Annotated in this window: 9 protein-coding genes; 6 read left to right on the forward strand and 3 right to left on the reverse strand. The window is 40.9% G+C overall.

Translation table 11 applies throughout. The features are described 5' to 3' along the window. Nucleotides 1-234 precede the first annotated feature (234 nt). Together AC1XUD_RS05005 and AC1XUD_RS05010 are read right to left on the reverse strand one after the other, a co-directional pair. A complete protein-coding gene (locus AC1XUD_RS05005; protein ID WP_483359863.1) occupies nt 235-1,143 on the reverse strand; it encodes an NAD(P)/FAD-dependent oxidoreductase in 909 nt (302 codons plus the stop codon). Between the two features lie 254 nt (nt 1,144-1,397). Then, the gene (locus AC1XUD_RS05010; protein ID WP_483359864.1) at nt 1,398-5,690 is read right to left on the reverse strand and encodes a T9SS type A sorting domain-containing protein; all 4,293 of its coding nucleotides are present in this window, start codon (nt 5,688-5,690) and stop codon (nt 1,398-1,400) included. Nucleotides 5,691-6,051: 361 nt separating this feature from the next. Here AC1XUD_RS05010 and AC1XUD_RS05015 point away from each other — a divergent pair, with 361 nt between their 5' ends. The 6 genes from AC1XUD_RS05015 to AC1XUD_RS05040 all read left to right on the forward strand — a co-directional run bounded on the left by AC1XUD_RS05015 (nt 6,052) and on the right by AC1XUD_RS05040 (nt 11,739). Continuing rightward, on the forward strand, nt 6,052-7,866 hold the full coding sequence (locus tag AC1XUD_RS05015; protein WP_483359865.1) for a MutS-related protein: 1,815 nt from the start codon (nt 6,052-6,054) through the stop codon (nt 7,864-7,866). Nucleotides 7,867-8,379: 513 nt separating this feature from the next. Next, the gene (locus tag AC1XUD_RS05020; protein ID WP_483359866.1) at nt 8,380-8,904 is read left to right on the forward strand and encodes a Rieske (2Fe-2S) protein; all 525 of its coding nucleotides are present in this window, start codon (nt 8,380-8,382) and stop codon (nt 8,902-8,904) included. Nucleotides 8,905-8,907: 3 nt separating this feature from the next. After that, entirely contained in the window at nt 8,908-9,339 is a 432-nt protein-coding gene (locus tag AC1XUD_RS05025) for a thioredoxin family protein (protein ID WP_483359867.1), read from the forward strand. A 1-nt stretch (nt 9,340) separates the two neighbouring features. Continuing rightward, nucleotides 9,341-10,270 (forward strand): FAD:protein FMN transferase, encoded by a 930-nt coding sequence (locus tag AC1XUD_RS05030; protein ID WP_483359868.1) that lies wholly within the window; start codon nt 9,341-9,343, stop codon nt 10,268-10,270. Nucleotides 10,271-10,275: 5 nt separating this feature from the next. Further along, on the forward strand, nt 10,276-10,500 hold the full coding sequence (locus AC1XUD_RS05035; protein WP_483359869.1) for a DUF4266 domain-containing protein: 225 nt from the start codon (nt 10,276-10,278) through the stop codon (nt 10,498-10,500). Nucleotides 10,501-10,521: 21 nt separating this feature from the next. Next, nucleotides 10,522-11,739 carry a DUF3570 domain-containing protein gene (locus AC1XUD_RS05040; RefSeq protein ID WP_483359870.1) on the forward strand — a complete coding sequence of 406 codons (1,218 nt, stop codon included), beginning with the start codon at nt 10,522-10,524 and terminating at the stop codon, nt 11,737-11,739. 72 nt (nt 11,740-11,811) lie between these two features. Here AC1XUD_RS05040 and AC1XUD_RS05045 read toward each other — a convergent pair whose 3' ends face one another. Further along, nucleotides 11,812-16,008: a hybrid sensor histidine kinase/response regulator transcription factor gene (locus tag AC1XUD_RS05045; protein WP_483359871.1), complete on the reverse strand. Its 4,197-nt coding sequence runs from the start codon at nt 16,006-16,008 to the stop codon at nt 11,812-11,814. Nucleotides 16,009-16,619 lie beyond the last annotated feature (611 nt).

Below are 16,619 nucleotides of genomic sequence, written 5' to 3' on the forward strand. Positions count from 1 at the left end.
ATAAGTTGCTGTAACTTCTTGTACTGTAGACCTTTAACTCGAATTTCATTAAATGTCAGAGCGGATACAAAAAAAGAAGGTAAATGCATTGGAGACTGGCGTTGTATATCGATGGTTATCCCATTTTCCCGCCACTAAAACCAAAAAGCCCCAAGGCCATATCCAACCGGACACGCTTTGAGGGCTTCTTATTTCCGGCACTAATCCTAGCAAATTTCAGACAATGAACTCGACTTAAAATTCCTCTTCTGTCATCCCTCCGTTTACCACAGCACCAACAAAATTTCCCGTGGCTACTGCATTGGCGACCGATCGCATCGGGCTTGCACTGTCACCACAAGCAAAAACATTGGGAACGGTTGTTTTCTGAAAACTATCAACTTTTATGTGGCCTTGGTCTGTCAATTCGCATCCCAACATTTCAGGGATTTTGCAATGCTGCTCAAAGAGCGGTCTTGAATAGATTGCAGCTAGTTCAAAATGCGAATCATCTTCGAAAACAATTTGATGAACATGGCCGTTTTCATGCTTTAGATAAGCGATCTTCTTTTCGATTATTTGAATTTGATGTCTGTTAATCTTATCAGTTTGCTCTTGTGTAAGCGTAGATTCTCCATTAGTAAAAATGGTGAGATCTTTTGTCAGGTTCCATATAAGTTGAGCATAATGCGACGCAAAATTGCCATTAGCTAAAATGCCGGTTTTTTCATTCCTTACCTCATAACCGTGACAATAAGGACAATGAATAACAGAAATTCCCCAGCATTCCGAAAACCCATGGATATCTGGCATAATATCTTTTACTCCCGCTGCAAAAATCAACCTCTTTGCAGTAAATTTCTCGTTTGTCCGGGTTGTTATTTCAAAACCAGCGTTCGTTTTTGTTCCCAGAGTAGCTACTCCTGAATAAAATCTGACGGAGTCATATTTTTCAACTTGTTGTATTCCAATCGCCGAAATCTCTGCCGGAGTTTTTCCGTCTTGGGTCAGGAAGTTGTGTGAATGGGGTGTCTGTCTGTTGCAGGGCAGTCCACTGTCAATTATTAATACTTTACGCATGCAACGCCCTAATGCCATTGCGGCAGAAAGCCCAGCGTAACTTCCACCAATAATGATTACATCATATTCTGTTTTATCTTTCATTCCATTGAATTTTAAAGTTGACTCAATGAGGAGGTATTCAAGCAAGCTCAATATGCCGTATGGAATACATCTCATCCATTTTGGCAAAGATAATAATAGTTCATTAATGCAACAATGTTGCATTAATGAAACACTTGCTCGAAGTTAATAAATGGGTTACTCGCAGCTTGAAACTACGAACTCAAGATACATTCCCGTCTCCGAAGGTCGAAATATGTCTATTTAGTCATGTCTTATTACCAAAAGCACAGCAGCTACAACTTCACCACCCTGATCACCTTCGAAACTCCTTTTTCCTCTACTTTCAGCAAGTATATCCCGGAAGTATAACCTGAAAAATCCAGTACTGTCTCCGTCCCATAAGAATCGAAATTCCGAATTTTCGTTCCAGCTGAAGTATATAGCGTGAGCTTTCTCTTCGTGTCGGTAACAAACTGAACTCGAAGGTGGCTCTGCACCGGGTTGGGGCCGATTTTGATTTCCTCCAATGATGGATCCTCCAGACCCAATATCAGTGCCACGGTAACTGACGATGGTTCAACGATTTTGCCGGCTCCGCACACATTTGAAACTGCGATTAGCTTGTAAGTTACGGTGTTGGCGTTGGTTAGATATATCGTGTCGGCTGGGCTTTGTGAGTACCTTTGATAAGAACCCAAATCGCTTGAATAGGTATATGTCCAGTTTGCTGTCCCTTCCAACTTGACGACAATTTTTGCCGTGCCATCTAAATCTGATTCCACAGTATTACTTGCGAAAGAGGCTGTTGATTTTACAGAAAAAGCAACGGGCAAGGCATAATCTGAAGAGCCTGTATTTTCGTCCGTCGCCACTAGCCGGAAACGATAGGTGTTGGTCGTGCCTAACCCTGTTGGCATGATTACTTTCATGGGAGACTCCTGCCCTATTGAAACAAGATCCTTGACGAATTGACCCTGGTTGTCATAAAGTCTGACCGAAAATTGGTTAGTTGCGCTAAAGCTCCCGGCTTTGGTAAAGTAAACCTGCACAGTGTCTGCTTCACACAACACGGAGTTGCTGTTCCCCACTATCGAATTGATTTTGACAGACCTTGCGGATGCCGGGTTGACGATTACTGTCGCACTTCCGGAGAACGGCACCGGTCCACAGAAACTCTCTGCTGCTTTGATTGTGTAGGTTGTGGTTTCTACCGGGGAAACAGGGATATACCTGCTGCGCGAATCAAAGAAATAAAGCTCGTGAGAATCTCCGTTTGAAAGCGTGATAGTGACTCCCTTCCCACCATTATCCTTCGGACGCAGCTCGATATTGGTAGTTTCACCTGCATTAATGGTCGTAGATCCAATTATCTCCAAAGCAGGTGCTTTGTCCAAATAAATTGGTTCCGAATTGGCCACTTCTGTCGTCCCTGTGATATAGCACGTCAAAATATAAACTGCAGGCAACAGATTCGACGGAACGGATAGATTGACCGAACCGGACTTATTGTTTACAAATCCCAATTCTATTTTTTGACCATTGGCTGTCGAGAGATAAAAACCAACTTTCTGCGGCGGTTCCAATTCGCCTTCCACCGAATATCTTGCGGTAATTGACCCGCCAATACATTTGGTATCGGTCTCCGCAGTCACTTTTTTAACCACTGGGGTAACTTTGACAGCAACACTTCCCGACACCGTTCCATAACCACACTGGTTTCTCACGGATTCTATTTGATATACCCCACTTCGGACAAATTGATAACCTCTCTCGTAAGTGGAAACATTAAGATCAAACTCACCAAATCCGGTAGTCGAAACTACATAAGGCTCACCACCTGTCAAATTGTAGGCCAAAGTAACGTAACTGCCAGCGGGAATTCCTTCCGCAGGATTTTGAGAATCCTTCCCCAATTCGATTGTTGCTGTCGGTTTGGCACTTATCTTCAAGTTGTAACTGCGTGAATAATTTCGATCATCAGATATGATGCGTACCTCATAATTTCCTGTGGCGAGCTCAGGAACCTTGACTCTGAACTCACCTGCGGTATATACGACACTGGAAATTGTCTGAAAATTTCCGTTAGCCTTTGAAAGCTGCAAGTGAAATTTTGTACCTGATGGAGGTATTCCGCTGGAAATGCGAAAAGGAACGACCATTTCTTCGCCAACGCAAAAGTTACGATTATTCACAAAATCGATAAGGTTGATTCCATACCCTTTCCACAAAACATATGCGGTGTTGTTGAACTCTGTGGTGCCACATAAATTGGTGGCTGATTTCAATGTATATGCAGTTACGACAGATTTTGGGGGATCAATATAATTGTTCTGGCTGAGATCTAATCTTGTGAACGAATAATCCTTGCCGTCTCCCGAAAAATTCACCGTAATCGGGACATATTGATAAAAGGAATTGCTTTTGACAGCCCATAGGTCTCCAGTTGGCCTGTCGGATGAATTGTACAAATACGGATTTTCGGCGCTGTTCGTGTTAGTACTGTCTGTGACCAGATAAGGTTTTACGTCCCTGTATACCAGCACAGTACTTTCGTTACTGACTACCGGATTCGTTGAAGTAACTCCTATCCTATCAAACTCGGATGCCTGCTTATTCGGAAGGGTGAGTTTATACCTTCCGGGCTTTTTTACAGTCAGTAGGGTAGTATTAGGATTTTCGCTCAAATAAACCTTGAATTCATTATTCTCGGCAAATTGGCCCAAGGCCTCAAAATAAACTTCCACATCACCATTATCACATATCACTCTTTTGTTGGAAGAAGGAAGGACTGTGATCACTGGTACGGTACTTGTATAGTTTTCAACCGTCAGATTGACAGGTGGAATGGATTCTGTGTTGTAGCAGACATTGCGAACGGATTTCGGCTGATAGTTACCTGTTTTGTTAACAAAAACACTCATGGCCAAATAGATATCCCCCCAGTCCTCATTGTCGTTTTGGTCTGACATCCAAAAAGGCCCTCCTCCCGTCAACAGGACGTTGTAGATATACTCTTGAGCATATGGCAAAGTTGTTGGCATGTACAATTCATACTTTATCCTCGGCATTCCGTGAATAGAAAAACCGTACGCCTCGTTGGATACATATCCTGGATCGAGCGATTTAACCCTGAATTTCACAATACTGAAATATCCTTCCTCAACCCATTCTTTTGGAGAAGTTGGTATAAAAAACTCGATAGAATCTCCAACTATTTTCGCGTCAAACGGATAGACTTTATCAGCCCGAGTAATACCTTCCATTACAAACTTTGTTTCTGCCGGAAGCGTAACATTGGATTTGAACGGCAGCCGTACGGTTTGATTTTCGCAAAAATTCCAGGTTTTATTTCCAGCAATGGGCAGGTAAATTCCTGGCTTCACAGTTGCAACCACACTTTGCTTTGGAAAATCTGTCGAAGTTCCGCAGGCAGATATCAGCGACTTAACTGAGAAGGTCTCGGTTTTTAGAGGTTTTACATTTGTAGATATGTAATCACCGTATTGCGTCAAAGCAAAATCACCATTGCTAAGCTCCAAAGCAAAAGGCCCCGGACCGGAAACCGTAAATGTCAAACCAAAGTCATCGCCCATCGAAATTGTCTGGCTCTGACTGGTGATTGTGGGAATCGGCCTCCTATATATTCGCACGTAATCGACCGGCGGGCTTACCAGGGTTGGCGAATCTACTACGATGGCAATTTTATAGATGTTCTGATCAGCATCCGCGTTCGCGGCAATTCCGTCAGGAAGCTTCGCTACCAAAATTCCCTCTGACTTACGCGTGGCGACCAACTCAAAATCTGGCCATCCAACTGTTTCCTTATCAAATTTCTGAAAACGAAGCTTGAAGTTTGCAGACGCCGGAATCGACCCACCATTTGTTGCATAGCTTACTTCCATCTCCATTCCTGCACAAACCGCCGTATTGTTTAATTTGAGGAAAATCAATGAGATCGGGTTTACTTTATAAGTTTTTTTTCCTTTCGTGGGAACCTGAACTCCACAACCATTTTCGGCTTTTACGATGAAAATTTCACCTTTTTCCGACGCAGAATAATTCTGGTAAATATAGGATTTCGCTGGTATATCAAACGTTGAGCTGTCATTCATAGTTACGCTCACCGGCACATTGGACGTATTATTAAATTGCCCTGTAATTCTGCTACCAGGGTTTAATGTGTCTCCATCCGGCCCGGGTATTGTCATGAAAACTTCCCCCCGATTATAAAATCGGTAAGCATAAACGCTATTACTGATAACGCTAGGACTTGAGGCAGAAATTCTAAAAAATACTGCTGTAATTGTTGCCAAATTGTCATTATTCACTGTAAAAAGGAAATATCCGTCTTCATACTTAGCCGGATAGCTGGCGACAATTCGCCTGGTTCCTTCTTCAAGAAACTCGACGGCGAAAATATTATCTTCATTGAAGCTACCATTCAAGCGAGCTGGAATCTTCATTTCCTTATGGGTACATACAACTTCAATTTCTGATATTTGGATTGTTGGTGTGCCCGTCCCCTGCGCTTTTAAAAACTGAAAACCGAAGCAAAAAGCAATAAGCAGTAAAATTTTAAAATTCATATTGTAAGATAAACGATCGAGCAAATTTTGTATAACAAAGGTCACAACTAATATTTAATAACCGTATCATTTGTGTTAGTTTTTCCACTTTTGACTTCGGAAATATTCAAATCTACACGTCGACCAATAAAGTTGCTGACGGTTTTGTCTCCAAGTGAACTTCAGTGATGAGCTCGATGTGCAAGCTGGACGGGCTTTTCCAAAATTGATCACCATATCAATCGGCTATTACTTTTCTGAAAACTCGTCAATCGTTCTCAATAAAAATTTTAGCACTACTTTTGAACACACGGCAAATTCAATACGTCGATCGTAAAAAACAATTTCAACTTTGACAGACTCACATTGCCAACGTCATATCATGAACCTCTTCGACACACGAATAAAGGAATATCAACTTCGGGCCACCGATTTAAATAATTCGCTTAAACGACTTTCGACATTGCGACTGCTTGTTTTTGTTCTGTCGATTACGATTATCATGTTTTTGGCAAATGCCCGGCTGCTCTATCCATTGGTTGTTGTAATTCCCGTTTCTGTTGTAGGATTTGGTATTGTTTTGAGGCGATACAACCGACTAAAATGGCAAAAGGAACATATTGATTTTTTGAGATCAATAAATGAAAAAGAGATTTTGCGACAAGAAAATCAACTATCCGGTTTCGATGGTGGACAAGAGTTTATCAATCCCAGTCACTCATACGCTTCCGACCTGGACATTTTCGGTTCACATTCTCTCTTTCAATTAGTAAACCGCACCACGACTGAATTTGGAAAGGCAATGTTAGCGGGGTGGATGCTGGAACCTGCCTCACGTGCGGAGATTGTTGAGAGGCAGAATGCGATTCGCGAATTGACCCCAATGCTTGACTGGAGACAGGATTTTCAAGCATCAGGAATGAGATTTGAAAATGCAAAAGGAGACTACAATAAGCTTCTTTCCTGGGTAGAATCCCCCGTTCAACTGACGCCACGAAAGACTATATTTCTGTTGACAAGCATAATAATGACCAGTACAACCATTCTTGCAGCAATTTATTTTCTATATTCTCTCCTCCACGGCTTTTTGCCCCAAAATGCAATACCATTGATTGCGTGTTTGATAACGAATTTCTTCATCCTAAAAAAGGTGAGGCCTGTTTCAGAAGAAATCATTGAGAACACGAAACATAATGTTAAAACTTTGGCCGGATATCAATCGCTTATCGGGCAACTGGAAACCGAAAATTTCGAGTCGCGTAAAATGGCTAAACTGCGATCGGTATTCAGCGACACCAGCTATTCGGCTGTAGGTGAAATCAAAAAACTAAAAAAAATACTTGAGGTTTTTCAGCAAAAGGGCACCCAAAAAACCATTGGCAAAAATGACTTTTATACAATTCTGAACCTGATATTTTATCTTGATATATATCTGATCCTGCTGACAGAAAAATGGAAATTGAAAAATGGCAGCCACATCAGACACTGGGCCGCGACAGTAAGCGAATTTGAAGTTTTGAGTAGTCTTGCCGGATTCTCATATTGCAACCCCTCGTACACCTTTCCTGAGATAATAGTCGAGAAATGCCATATACATTTTGAAAAATTAGGACATCCGTTGTTAAGTGCGCACAAAAAAATCAGGAATGACTTTGATCTGAATGGCGAGGGAAAAATTGCAATGATCACGGGCTCTAACATGGCCGGGAAAAGTACCTTCCTGCGAACAGTAGGAATCAACCTTGTTCTAGCGTTGACTGGAGCTCCTTGCGACGCAAAGACTGCACAGGTATCGCATATGATGATCTTTTCCAGCATGCGCACGCAGGATAATCTGGAGGAAGGAGTTTCATCATTTTATGCAGAACTGAAAAAGATAGAACAGCTTTTGATGCTCATAGAGAAAGGAGAGCCCGTATTTTTCCTTTTGGATGAGATGTTTAAAGGTACCAATTCCCAGGATCGTTATCGGGGCGGCGTTTCGCTCATTAAGCAACTGAACGACCTCAATGCTTTTGGAATCATCTCAACCCACGACTTGGAATTGGCCAACCTGGCGGGACATCATATGATCGTGGCGAACTTCAGCTTCAACAGCGAAATTCGCGAGGGGGGAAATGATTTTCAATTACGCTCTGACCAAAGGGATATGCAAAGATTTCAATGCCAGCGAGTTAATGAAAAAAAGCGGTATTAAGATTTTGGAAAACATCGAAATAATTTAACAGAATGTCTTAACTGTATATGACCTCAGGTTTGCATAGGTATTTTCCAATAACGAACCAGAATAAAAATGGCAGCGCTGCGGTCTAAACTGAAAGTTTTGGATCTCAATTTTCGAAATGAAGCTTAACTATTACATTAAAATTCAATTAAAAGGAAGAAATTTTAATTAGACATGATATAAGAAATCTGCTATTACAGAAATCGTACAAGGAAATTAAATCTTGGATAAATACAACTTAATAAAATGATCAAGATGGCTATATATGTCTCATAATTAGCCATTTAAATAACCTTCAACAGACTGATCTCAGCAAAACCTTCTTATTCTTTCCTTTTTCACTTTTTGCATAAATTCCACAACTGCAATATTTCAAACTGAATCTACGCCATAATCGTCACCTAGTCACTACCCGACACAAAACCAAGGCAACAAAAGGCTGTCAGGCTTCGTATTATTGATCAAATTAATAGTTAAAAATTGATCATGAACAGACTGGAATTTTTAAAATCTGTTGGCTTTAAAGGTCCGGCCTTGGTGGCACTACTCACATCTTGTGTTAGTCAGGAGGATACGGTTGTGAATGCGCTAACATTACAACAAGATGTGGCTGATGAGCCGTCGACGACATTACCGGACACGACCACAAGCGGGGAGTTAAAGCTCAACTCCTCTACGGCCATATCAACAGAAGCATTGAATATGATTACGGGCGTAAAGCTTAAAATTGATCTTACTCAATCCGAAAATGCCGCGCTTCTTGTCGTAAAAGGATATATCGTCAGAAGCGGCATCGTAGTGGCACAGTCAGCCGCAGGTGTGATTGTGGCTGCGACCCAAACATGCAGCCATGAACCCAAAAACAAAGTGATATTCAATAAAACCGAGTTTTATTGTACCGAACATGGCGCCCGGTATAGCCTCACAGGTGCAGGCTTAAACAATTACGGGGCCAATGGCCTGACGATATACAAAACCGCCACTGATGGCAATTCCATTGTAATCTATTAAAAAATGAAAATACTGATCATATCCATACTCGCGATCTTCGCCACATTAAAACCCGATTGGAAACTGAATTTTGCGGATGCAAAGGTAGAGGCCGAGCAATCGCACAAGGTAATTTTATTGAATTTCTCAGGATCAGATTGGTGCGGCCCTTGTATCAAGTTAACCAGGGAAGTTTTTGAATCACAGCCATTTGAGAAATATGCCAGCGAACACCTGGTGTTGGTTAGAGCGGATTTTCCAAGACAAAAGAAAAACCAGCTAAACAAAGAACAGGTGGAACGAAACGAACAACTCGCGGAAAAATACAACTCCAAAGGCGTATTTCCATTAACCGTTTTGATCGACGAAAAAGGAAAAGTTATCAAGTCCTGGGAAGGATATCAGTTATCGCCCGACGCTTTTCTTTCGGAAATCCAGTCTCACTCAGTACGATGATATGAAGGAAACCGTATTCAAACGGATTGTCAAATTAATGGGCAATCGGTTCGAAATTAGTGCTGTGGCAAATGATGAAAAGTGGGCACACGAGCGTATTGATTTAGCAATAGCTGAAATTCAACGAATTGAGAAATTATTAACAACGTTTAGCGACGAAAGTCAAACTCAACTTATCAATCGAAATGCCGGAATTGTGCCCGTTGTTGTAGACCAGGAGGTCTTTGATCTCATTGCCCGCTCTGTACGCATTTCTGATTTAACACAAGGCGCATTCGATATTACTTACGGCTCTATCGACCAGTCGCTATGGAATTTTGACCTGAATATGACAGCGTTACCATCTCCGGAAACTGCAAAAAAAATGGTTCGGCTGATCAACTTTAAAAACATTGAGCTGGATGCGGATCGGCGGACTGTATGGCTGAAGGAGCGGGGCATGCGGATTGGATTTGGCGGAATTGGAAAGGGATATGCAGCAGAAATGGCAAAGAAAATCATGCAACAAAATGGTGTGGAATCTGGTGTAGTAAATGCATCAGGAGACCTGACCACCTGGGGAAAACAACCCGGAGGGCTTGATTGGACGATCGGTATTGCCGATCCCGATCTGAAAGACCGGCCATTTTCCTATTTGAAGGTCAGCGATATGGCTGTTGCGACTTCGGGCAACTATGAAAAGTTTGTAGTGATTGACGGCAAAAGGTATTCGCACACAATCGACCCAAAAACCGGTCTTCCGGTAACGGGTATTAAAAGCGTGACGATCATCTCGCCGAACGCCGAACTTTCAGACGCACTCGCTACGCCCGTTACAATTCTTGGGATCGAAGTCGGGTTGCATCTGATCAATCAGATGAAACAGATTGCATGTATAATTATTGACGACCAGAGCAGAATATTCTGCTCCAAAAATATCTCCATAACCTAACGAATATGCATATTAACACTTGTTCAAAAGCATTACTCCTATTCCTGACAGGACTGGGGTTTGCATCATGTGTCAGCGTAAAGGAATATCAGAAAAACCGTATCAACGACTCGGAAATGGAGCTTTCAGCTCGGAAATCGGAAAAATTCGAGCAAAACTTTTATCTCTACCGTGAAGGGGCATCTGGCGCTAACGGAGGGAAAAGCGGTGGTGGATGCGGTTGTAATTGAACTGATATTTAAGAAACTCTCATGAAAAAAATTACATATACCGTAGCTTCGCTGTTGAGCTTTTTCGGAACGGTGTTTGCTCAAAGCAGCGATAGTACGCTTGCCGCATATAAAGCGAAAAAACTCAAAATAGAAGAAGTGAATTTTGTTTCCAGTTACTATAACCAGAACGGAAACAATTCGGCAATTACAGGCGGGATCGGGTCGGAAAAGCTTTTCGATGTGGCGAATTCGCTTGAGATCAAACTCACCAAAGTTGACCGAAAAAACCGCATTCATACCATATCCGGAGAAGTGAATATCGACTATTATTCATCCGCTTCCCAAGACAATATTGATCCGCTAACCATTTCCTCGGCGTCACGAACCGACACGCATATTTATCCGAATATCTCGTGGAGCATGAAGAACGACCAAAATCATACGACCCGGGGGGCTTCGTTCTTATATTCAACGGAGTACGACTACCACTCATATGGTTTTAATTTCCACTTCTCCAAATCGTCGAAAGACAATAATCAGGAAATCACGTTTAAGGCAGGGACGTTCCAGGACACGTATACCGTTATTTTGCCTTCTGACCTTCGACCAAACGGATATAGTTCCGGAGGAGAAGGAGACCGATCAAATCTGGACTATAAGCCGAGAAATACCTACAATGGATCCATTGCGATTTCACAAATCGTCAATCGCAACTTTCAGATGCTCGTGATCGTCGAGCCAACTTATCAGGAAGGGCTTCTGAGTACTCCTTTCCATCGAACGTACTTTACCGACGGCAGCGAAAGAGTGGAAAAATTGCCGGGCACGCGAACAAAAATCCCCATTGGCCTCCGTGGAAGTTATTTCGCAGGAGACAGGATCGTGCTTCGCGGTTTCTACAGGTTTTATGCCGATAGTTGGGGAATGACTGCCCACACAGCGTCTCTGGAAGTTCCCGTCAAAATATCTCCATTCTTTTCGTTAAGTCCCTTTTACAGGTTTAACACTCAAACAGGCGTGCGGTATTTTGCACCATATATGAAGCACGATCCGTCGGCGGGATATTACACAAGCGACTACGACTTGTCAGGATTTCAAAGTCATTTTGTAGGAATGGGCTTGCGCCTTTCTCCGCCTGGTGGGATATTGAATATACGTCATTTTGCCGCATTGGAGTTGCGATACGGCCATTTTTACCGGAATGCAGGAACGGGCATGCAGTCGAATAGCATTACCCTGGCCGCGAAATTCAAATAGTATCGAAAATTGATATGCAGACGACCGATCTGCATATCAATTAATTTTTACAAATAACAGCCAATATACCCGTTACAGGTTCGACGAACTATTCTTTCTTAAAGACTGCATAAATTGTAGCGGTGACTTCCCATACTCCTTTTTAAATGCTCTCGAGAAATTTGAACTGCTTTGCATTCCAACCCGGTCAACTACCTTATTCATTGCTATATCCTCATGCGTCATGATCTGAATCGCCTTTTTGAGACGAACCGTACGAATAAAATCACCGACAGACTGATCCGTGATACTTTTTATCTTCTGATATAATTTCGTCCTGCTAATAAATAAGTGTTTACACAAAAACTCAACATCCAATTCCGGATCCTGAATATTATCTTCTATTAAGCCAAGCAGTGTCTGGAAAAATTCTTTGTCCTTTTCCGATTGAACCAGCTCAGTTGCTTCCGACAAATAATTGTTCGTATATCTCAATTTAACCCGCTCCCGCTGTTCAAAAATATTATTAACCGTGAGCAATAACAGATCAACACTCAAGGGTTTCGAGAAATAAAAATCTGCGCCGGATTCTAATCCCTCGATTTTAGTTGCAAGGGCGTCTTTTGCGGATAAAATTATAAACGGAATATGGCTTGTCTCAAAAGTTTCCTTTACTAATTTACAGAATTCGATACCATTCATTACTGGCATCATCACGTCGCTGATGATCAAATCAGGTAGTTCCTCCATTGCCATTTTCAATCCTTCCTCCCCATTGTCAGCTTCATAAATATGGTAACGCTCTTCGAATACTTTTTTCAGAAAGGTTCTTAATTCATAGTTATCATCAACCAGCAAAATATTCCGAACATTTACTGGAGTTACCACAGAAACACCATTTTCCATCTCTGGCAGAGGCGTCAATATTGTATTGTCTATTACTTCAAGTCGTGCTTCGGGCTCTGAGCCGGAACTTGCCTTCTCCAATTCGCTGTAATTCTCCTCGCCCCAAGGTATACCAACAATAATCTCCGTTCCTTTATATACGTCACTATAAATATAGATATCCCCTTTGTGTAATTTTGTCAGACTCTTGACCAAGGCCAACCCTACACCAGATCCCATCTGATCTTTGCTTACTCTATAAAAACTATCAAATATTTTATCAATTGACTCCTTTGGAATACCGATACCATTATCAACAATACGGAAATAAATGTAATTTTTTGCCCTTAATTCTTCATTTAGCAATTTAAATCCGGAGGAAAATGATGGAGAGAATTTCTCCATATCATCAAATATCTCGAACACGATTTTCCCACCAGGCTCAGTATACTTTATCGAATTATTCAGCAGATTCAGCAAGATTTTCTCTAATATTTTATCATCAAATAATCCGTATACCGACCCTTCGTGGTTTTTTTTGATATGATCCAACATTTTAAAATCAATATCCTTGCTCTCAGCCATATTTCCGAATTCAATAACAAGATCATTACAAAAATGGGTGATATCCAGGTCATGAACTTTCAACTTAATGATGCTATCAGAAACCTTTTTAAAATTCATCAATTCGTTGATCAAATTAATAAGTCGCTTCGCATTTCTGAGCATCAATTGGTATGAGTAATCCAAAACAGCGTTTTTGTTTTGGACGATCAGACCTTCCAACGGACCCAATATCAAAGTTAAAGGTGTCCTGAATTCATGCGAAATATTCGTAAAAAAGGTCAATTGCTGCTGGTATAATTCTTCCCGCTGCCTGTGCATCTCTTCTCTTTTCATCTCATTTACTGCACGAACTTCAATCTCTCTTTTTAGACGATACCATCTCGCCTGATAGATATAAAATCCAACCAATGCGCTGACAACCAGCAACCCATAAATGAATTTAGCTAAATCAGATTCCCACCAGGGTGGAATGATATTGATATTGGTTTCAGCGGTAATATTACTCCATATCCCATCGTTATTTGTCGCTTCCACTACAAATTTATAGGACTCATATTTCAGGTTACTATATGCGGCACTCGGATGCTTTCCGTCGGTATAATTCCAGTCTTTGTCAAAGCCCTCCAGTTTATAGCGGTACTGACATTTAAGAGGATTTGCGAAATGCATTGCAGAAAAAGATATGACAAAATTGTTCTGCAAATAACTCAACTTCAACTCATTACCATACCCTATTGCATGTTCAATCAAGTTCTTTTGCTTATCTGGATCCCCATATCCGGGACGCTGATTATTCACAAGAATATCTGTCAGCACCGGGCGAGCACTTACCTGATTGGCCTTAACTTCATCAGGATAGAAATAATTAAGGCCATTGATACCCCCAAAATACAGACGTCCACTGGCGCCCTTATACGACGCATGTATCTTAAAGCTATTTCCCTGTAATCCATCATTTTTATCATAACGAATCACTTTGCCTGTAATCGGATTCAGATACTCCAGCCCATCACCACCCATCCAGATATTTCCGGAATTATCAACTTCAAGTGTTTCAACATCCTTAAATATGCTATAAGAATCGCCGTAAGATTTGATAGAGTAAGCGTTATTTCTACGTGATATGGTTAACCGGTTTAATCCACCTCCAATTGTGCCAATCCAATAGGTACTGTCATTTTGTTTACCAATCGGCGCAGTATAATTAGAACTAAGTGAATTGGGTGCCGCACTCGCGGTATAATGATATGAATTAATAATATTTCCCTTCGAATCAAAAGTAACTCGCTCTAAGCCTTTCCTATTTGAAAATAATAATTCGGGCTTGACCTTATCCGCCAGAATAAAATGGCCCTGAGAATAATATCTAACATGATATTTATCCTGTTCGTCTTTCCATATTACCCCTAAATTCTCAAGGTTTCCAACCCATATATTACCAAAGCAATCTTTGGTCATTGAAGTAACGGTAAAAGTGGGAAATTTGTCAAATCCATCGGGCTTTAAAAATGTTTTCCGGTCCGCACTTAAAATTTGAATTCCATTGCTGGTCCCAATCCACAGGTTATGACTATTATCCAAAGTAAGTGAAGATATCACATTGCTTTTTAGCCTTAAATGCGAGTTATCCGCATTTAAATATTCAAAATTCTGATTCTTAAAATTGTATCGGTTCAATCCATTGGCATTCGTTCCTATCCATATATCATCGCCGTCCTCCAAGACGCACCGGATATGGTTTCCAGAAAGCGAATATACTCTCTCGGGATTTCGTTGAATGGTATAAAATAACTTCTGATTAAGGTCACAATAGTTCAGTCCGCCACCAGACATCCCTACCCACAAGCACTCTGATCTGTCAGTAAATATGCGCAATATTATGCTGGAATTCAGACTATGCTGTGTGCTTTCACTATCTATTTTTTGAATATAATTAAGATCGCCATCCAGTCTGATCAGGTTGGTTCGGGTATTGATCCAATATTCAGAACCTCTCCCGCCAACAATTCCCAGAATGGGATACTGCGAATTTAATTGAGTACTTTTCTTAATATATAATGCTTTAACAGTTTTAGCGTTACCTTTAAAATATCTCCAATGTACAAGAAAAAGACTATCTCTCTCAGCTAAGAGGAAGTTATTGTTTTTATCGATAAAAAGGCGGGAAAACCGCCGGATCTTTTGACCAGTAATAGACAAATTAACTAATTTCCTATTTTTATTTAACATCCATAATCCCTTGTCGCTTGGGAAATATAATACCCCATTTTTATCCGGAAGCATGTCAAAAAAGCGAACGCCAACTGGCATTTCTATTTTTTGCTCCTCTATCGTTTTTTCTTCAATTTGAAATATTTTTAAACGATTCTCAACGTATCCATATAAGAGATTTCCCTTTGGCTTAAAAATTTTCCACAGCCCGGGACTTGCCTTTGTCCCTTTCAAATTAAGGTCTACATATTTTTCTCTTTTTACGTCAAAGTATTGTACGCCGCCTTCTGTTGTCAGCCATATGTTTCCATTCTCATCCGGATACATACGAACAATACGATTTTTAAACGCATTGTTGAGCGGGACATTTGTATTATAATATCTTTTTATAACGTATCCGTCATACCGATCCAAACCAAAATTTGTAGCGATCCAAATATATCCCTTTTCATCCTGTGCAATATCGTTTACATCGGGATGCGACAATCCTTCATCGGCCGTCAGGTAATTGAATTTATATGGATATGATTGGCCGAAAACGGCATTTGATATAACATTAAGTATAAGAAATAGAAAAAATATTAAATAATTTCTGCTTCTTATTTCAAACAATGTTTTACTTTTCATCTATTGAAATAAAGGGTTATCCTTTCAAAAAAGTCAGATTCCTATTGAATCGAATATTTAAATTAAAAGCCTGGCAAGGATCTGGCTTCTCCGAATGTTACTTAATGGCGTACTCCACAATACTTCGCTATTTATACGATTTATGTATTTACCAATCTAAGTGAGCCAACGACTGGCTCACTACTTCCTACATCCTCAACACCGTCACCCTCTCGTTCAGTTTAAAGACTTTTAAGGGCAAATTAAGGTAATATGATCCGAAAATAGCACTGAAACAGGTTAAAATATACTTAAAGTCAAAACTTCGGGACGACGTGACAAGAGACCGGTCGCCTAAAATCCTTCATTTAAGCCCATGAATGTAACTTCTTTAAACAATTTTGTTGCCATATAATTCCATCAAACATTTTCCGACGATATATATGTCCAGAAGTCGAGTACAGGCGGCAGATGACAAAAAGCGAACAGCTATCGTGATGCACACCGTGATACCTGCCTCAAACGCGTCATTTAGTATATATGCTCTTGGGAAAGCTTTAAACAACGCAACCAATTGTAGCGCCAAAATGCGAATGATTCGGTAGATTGCACACCCATTTATCAGTGAATTG

The organism is Dyadobacter sp. HNCC25DJ184, from assembly GCF_056895215.1.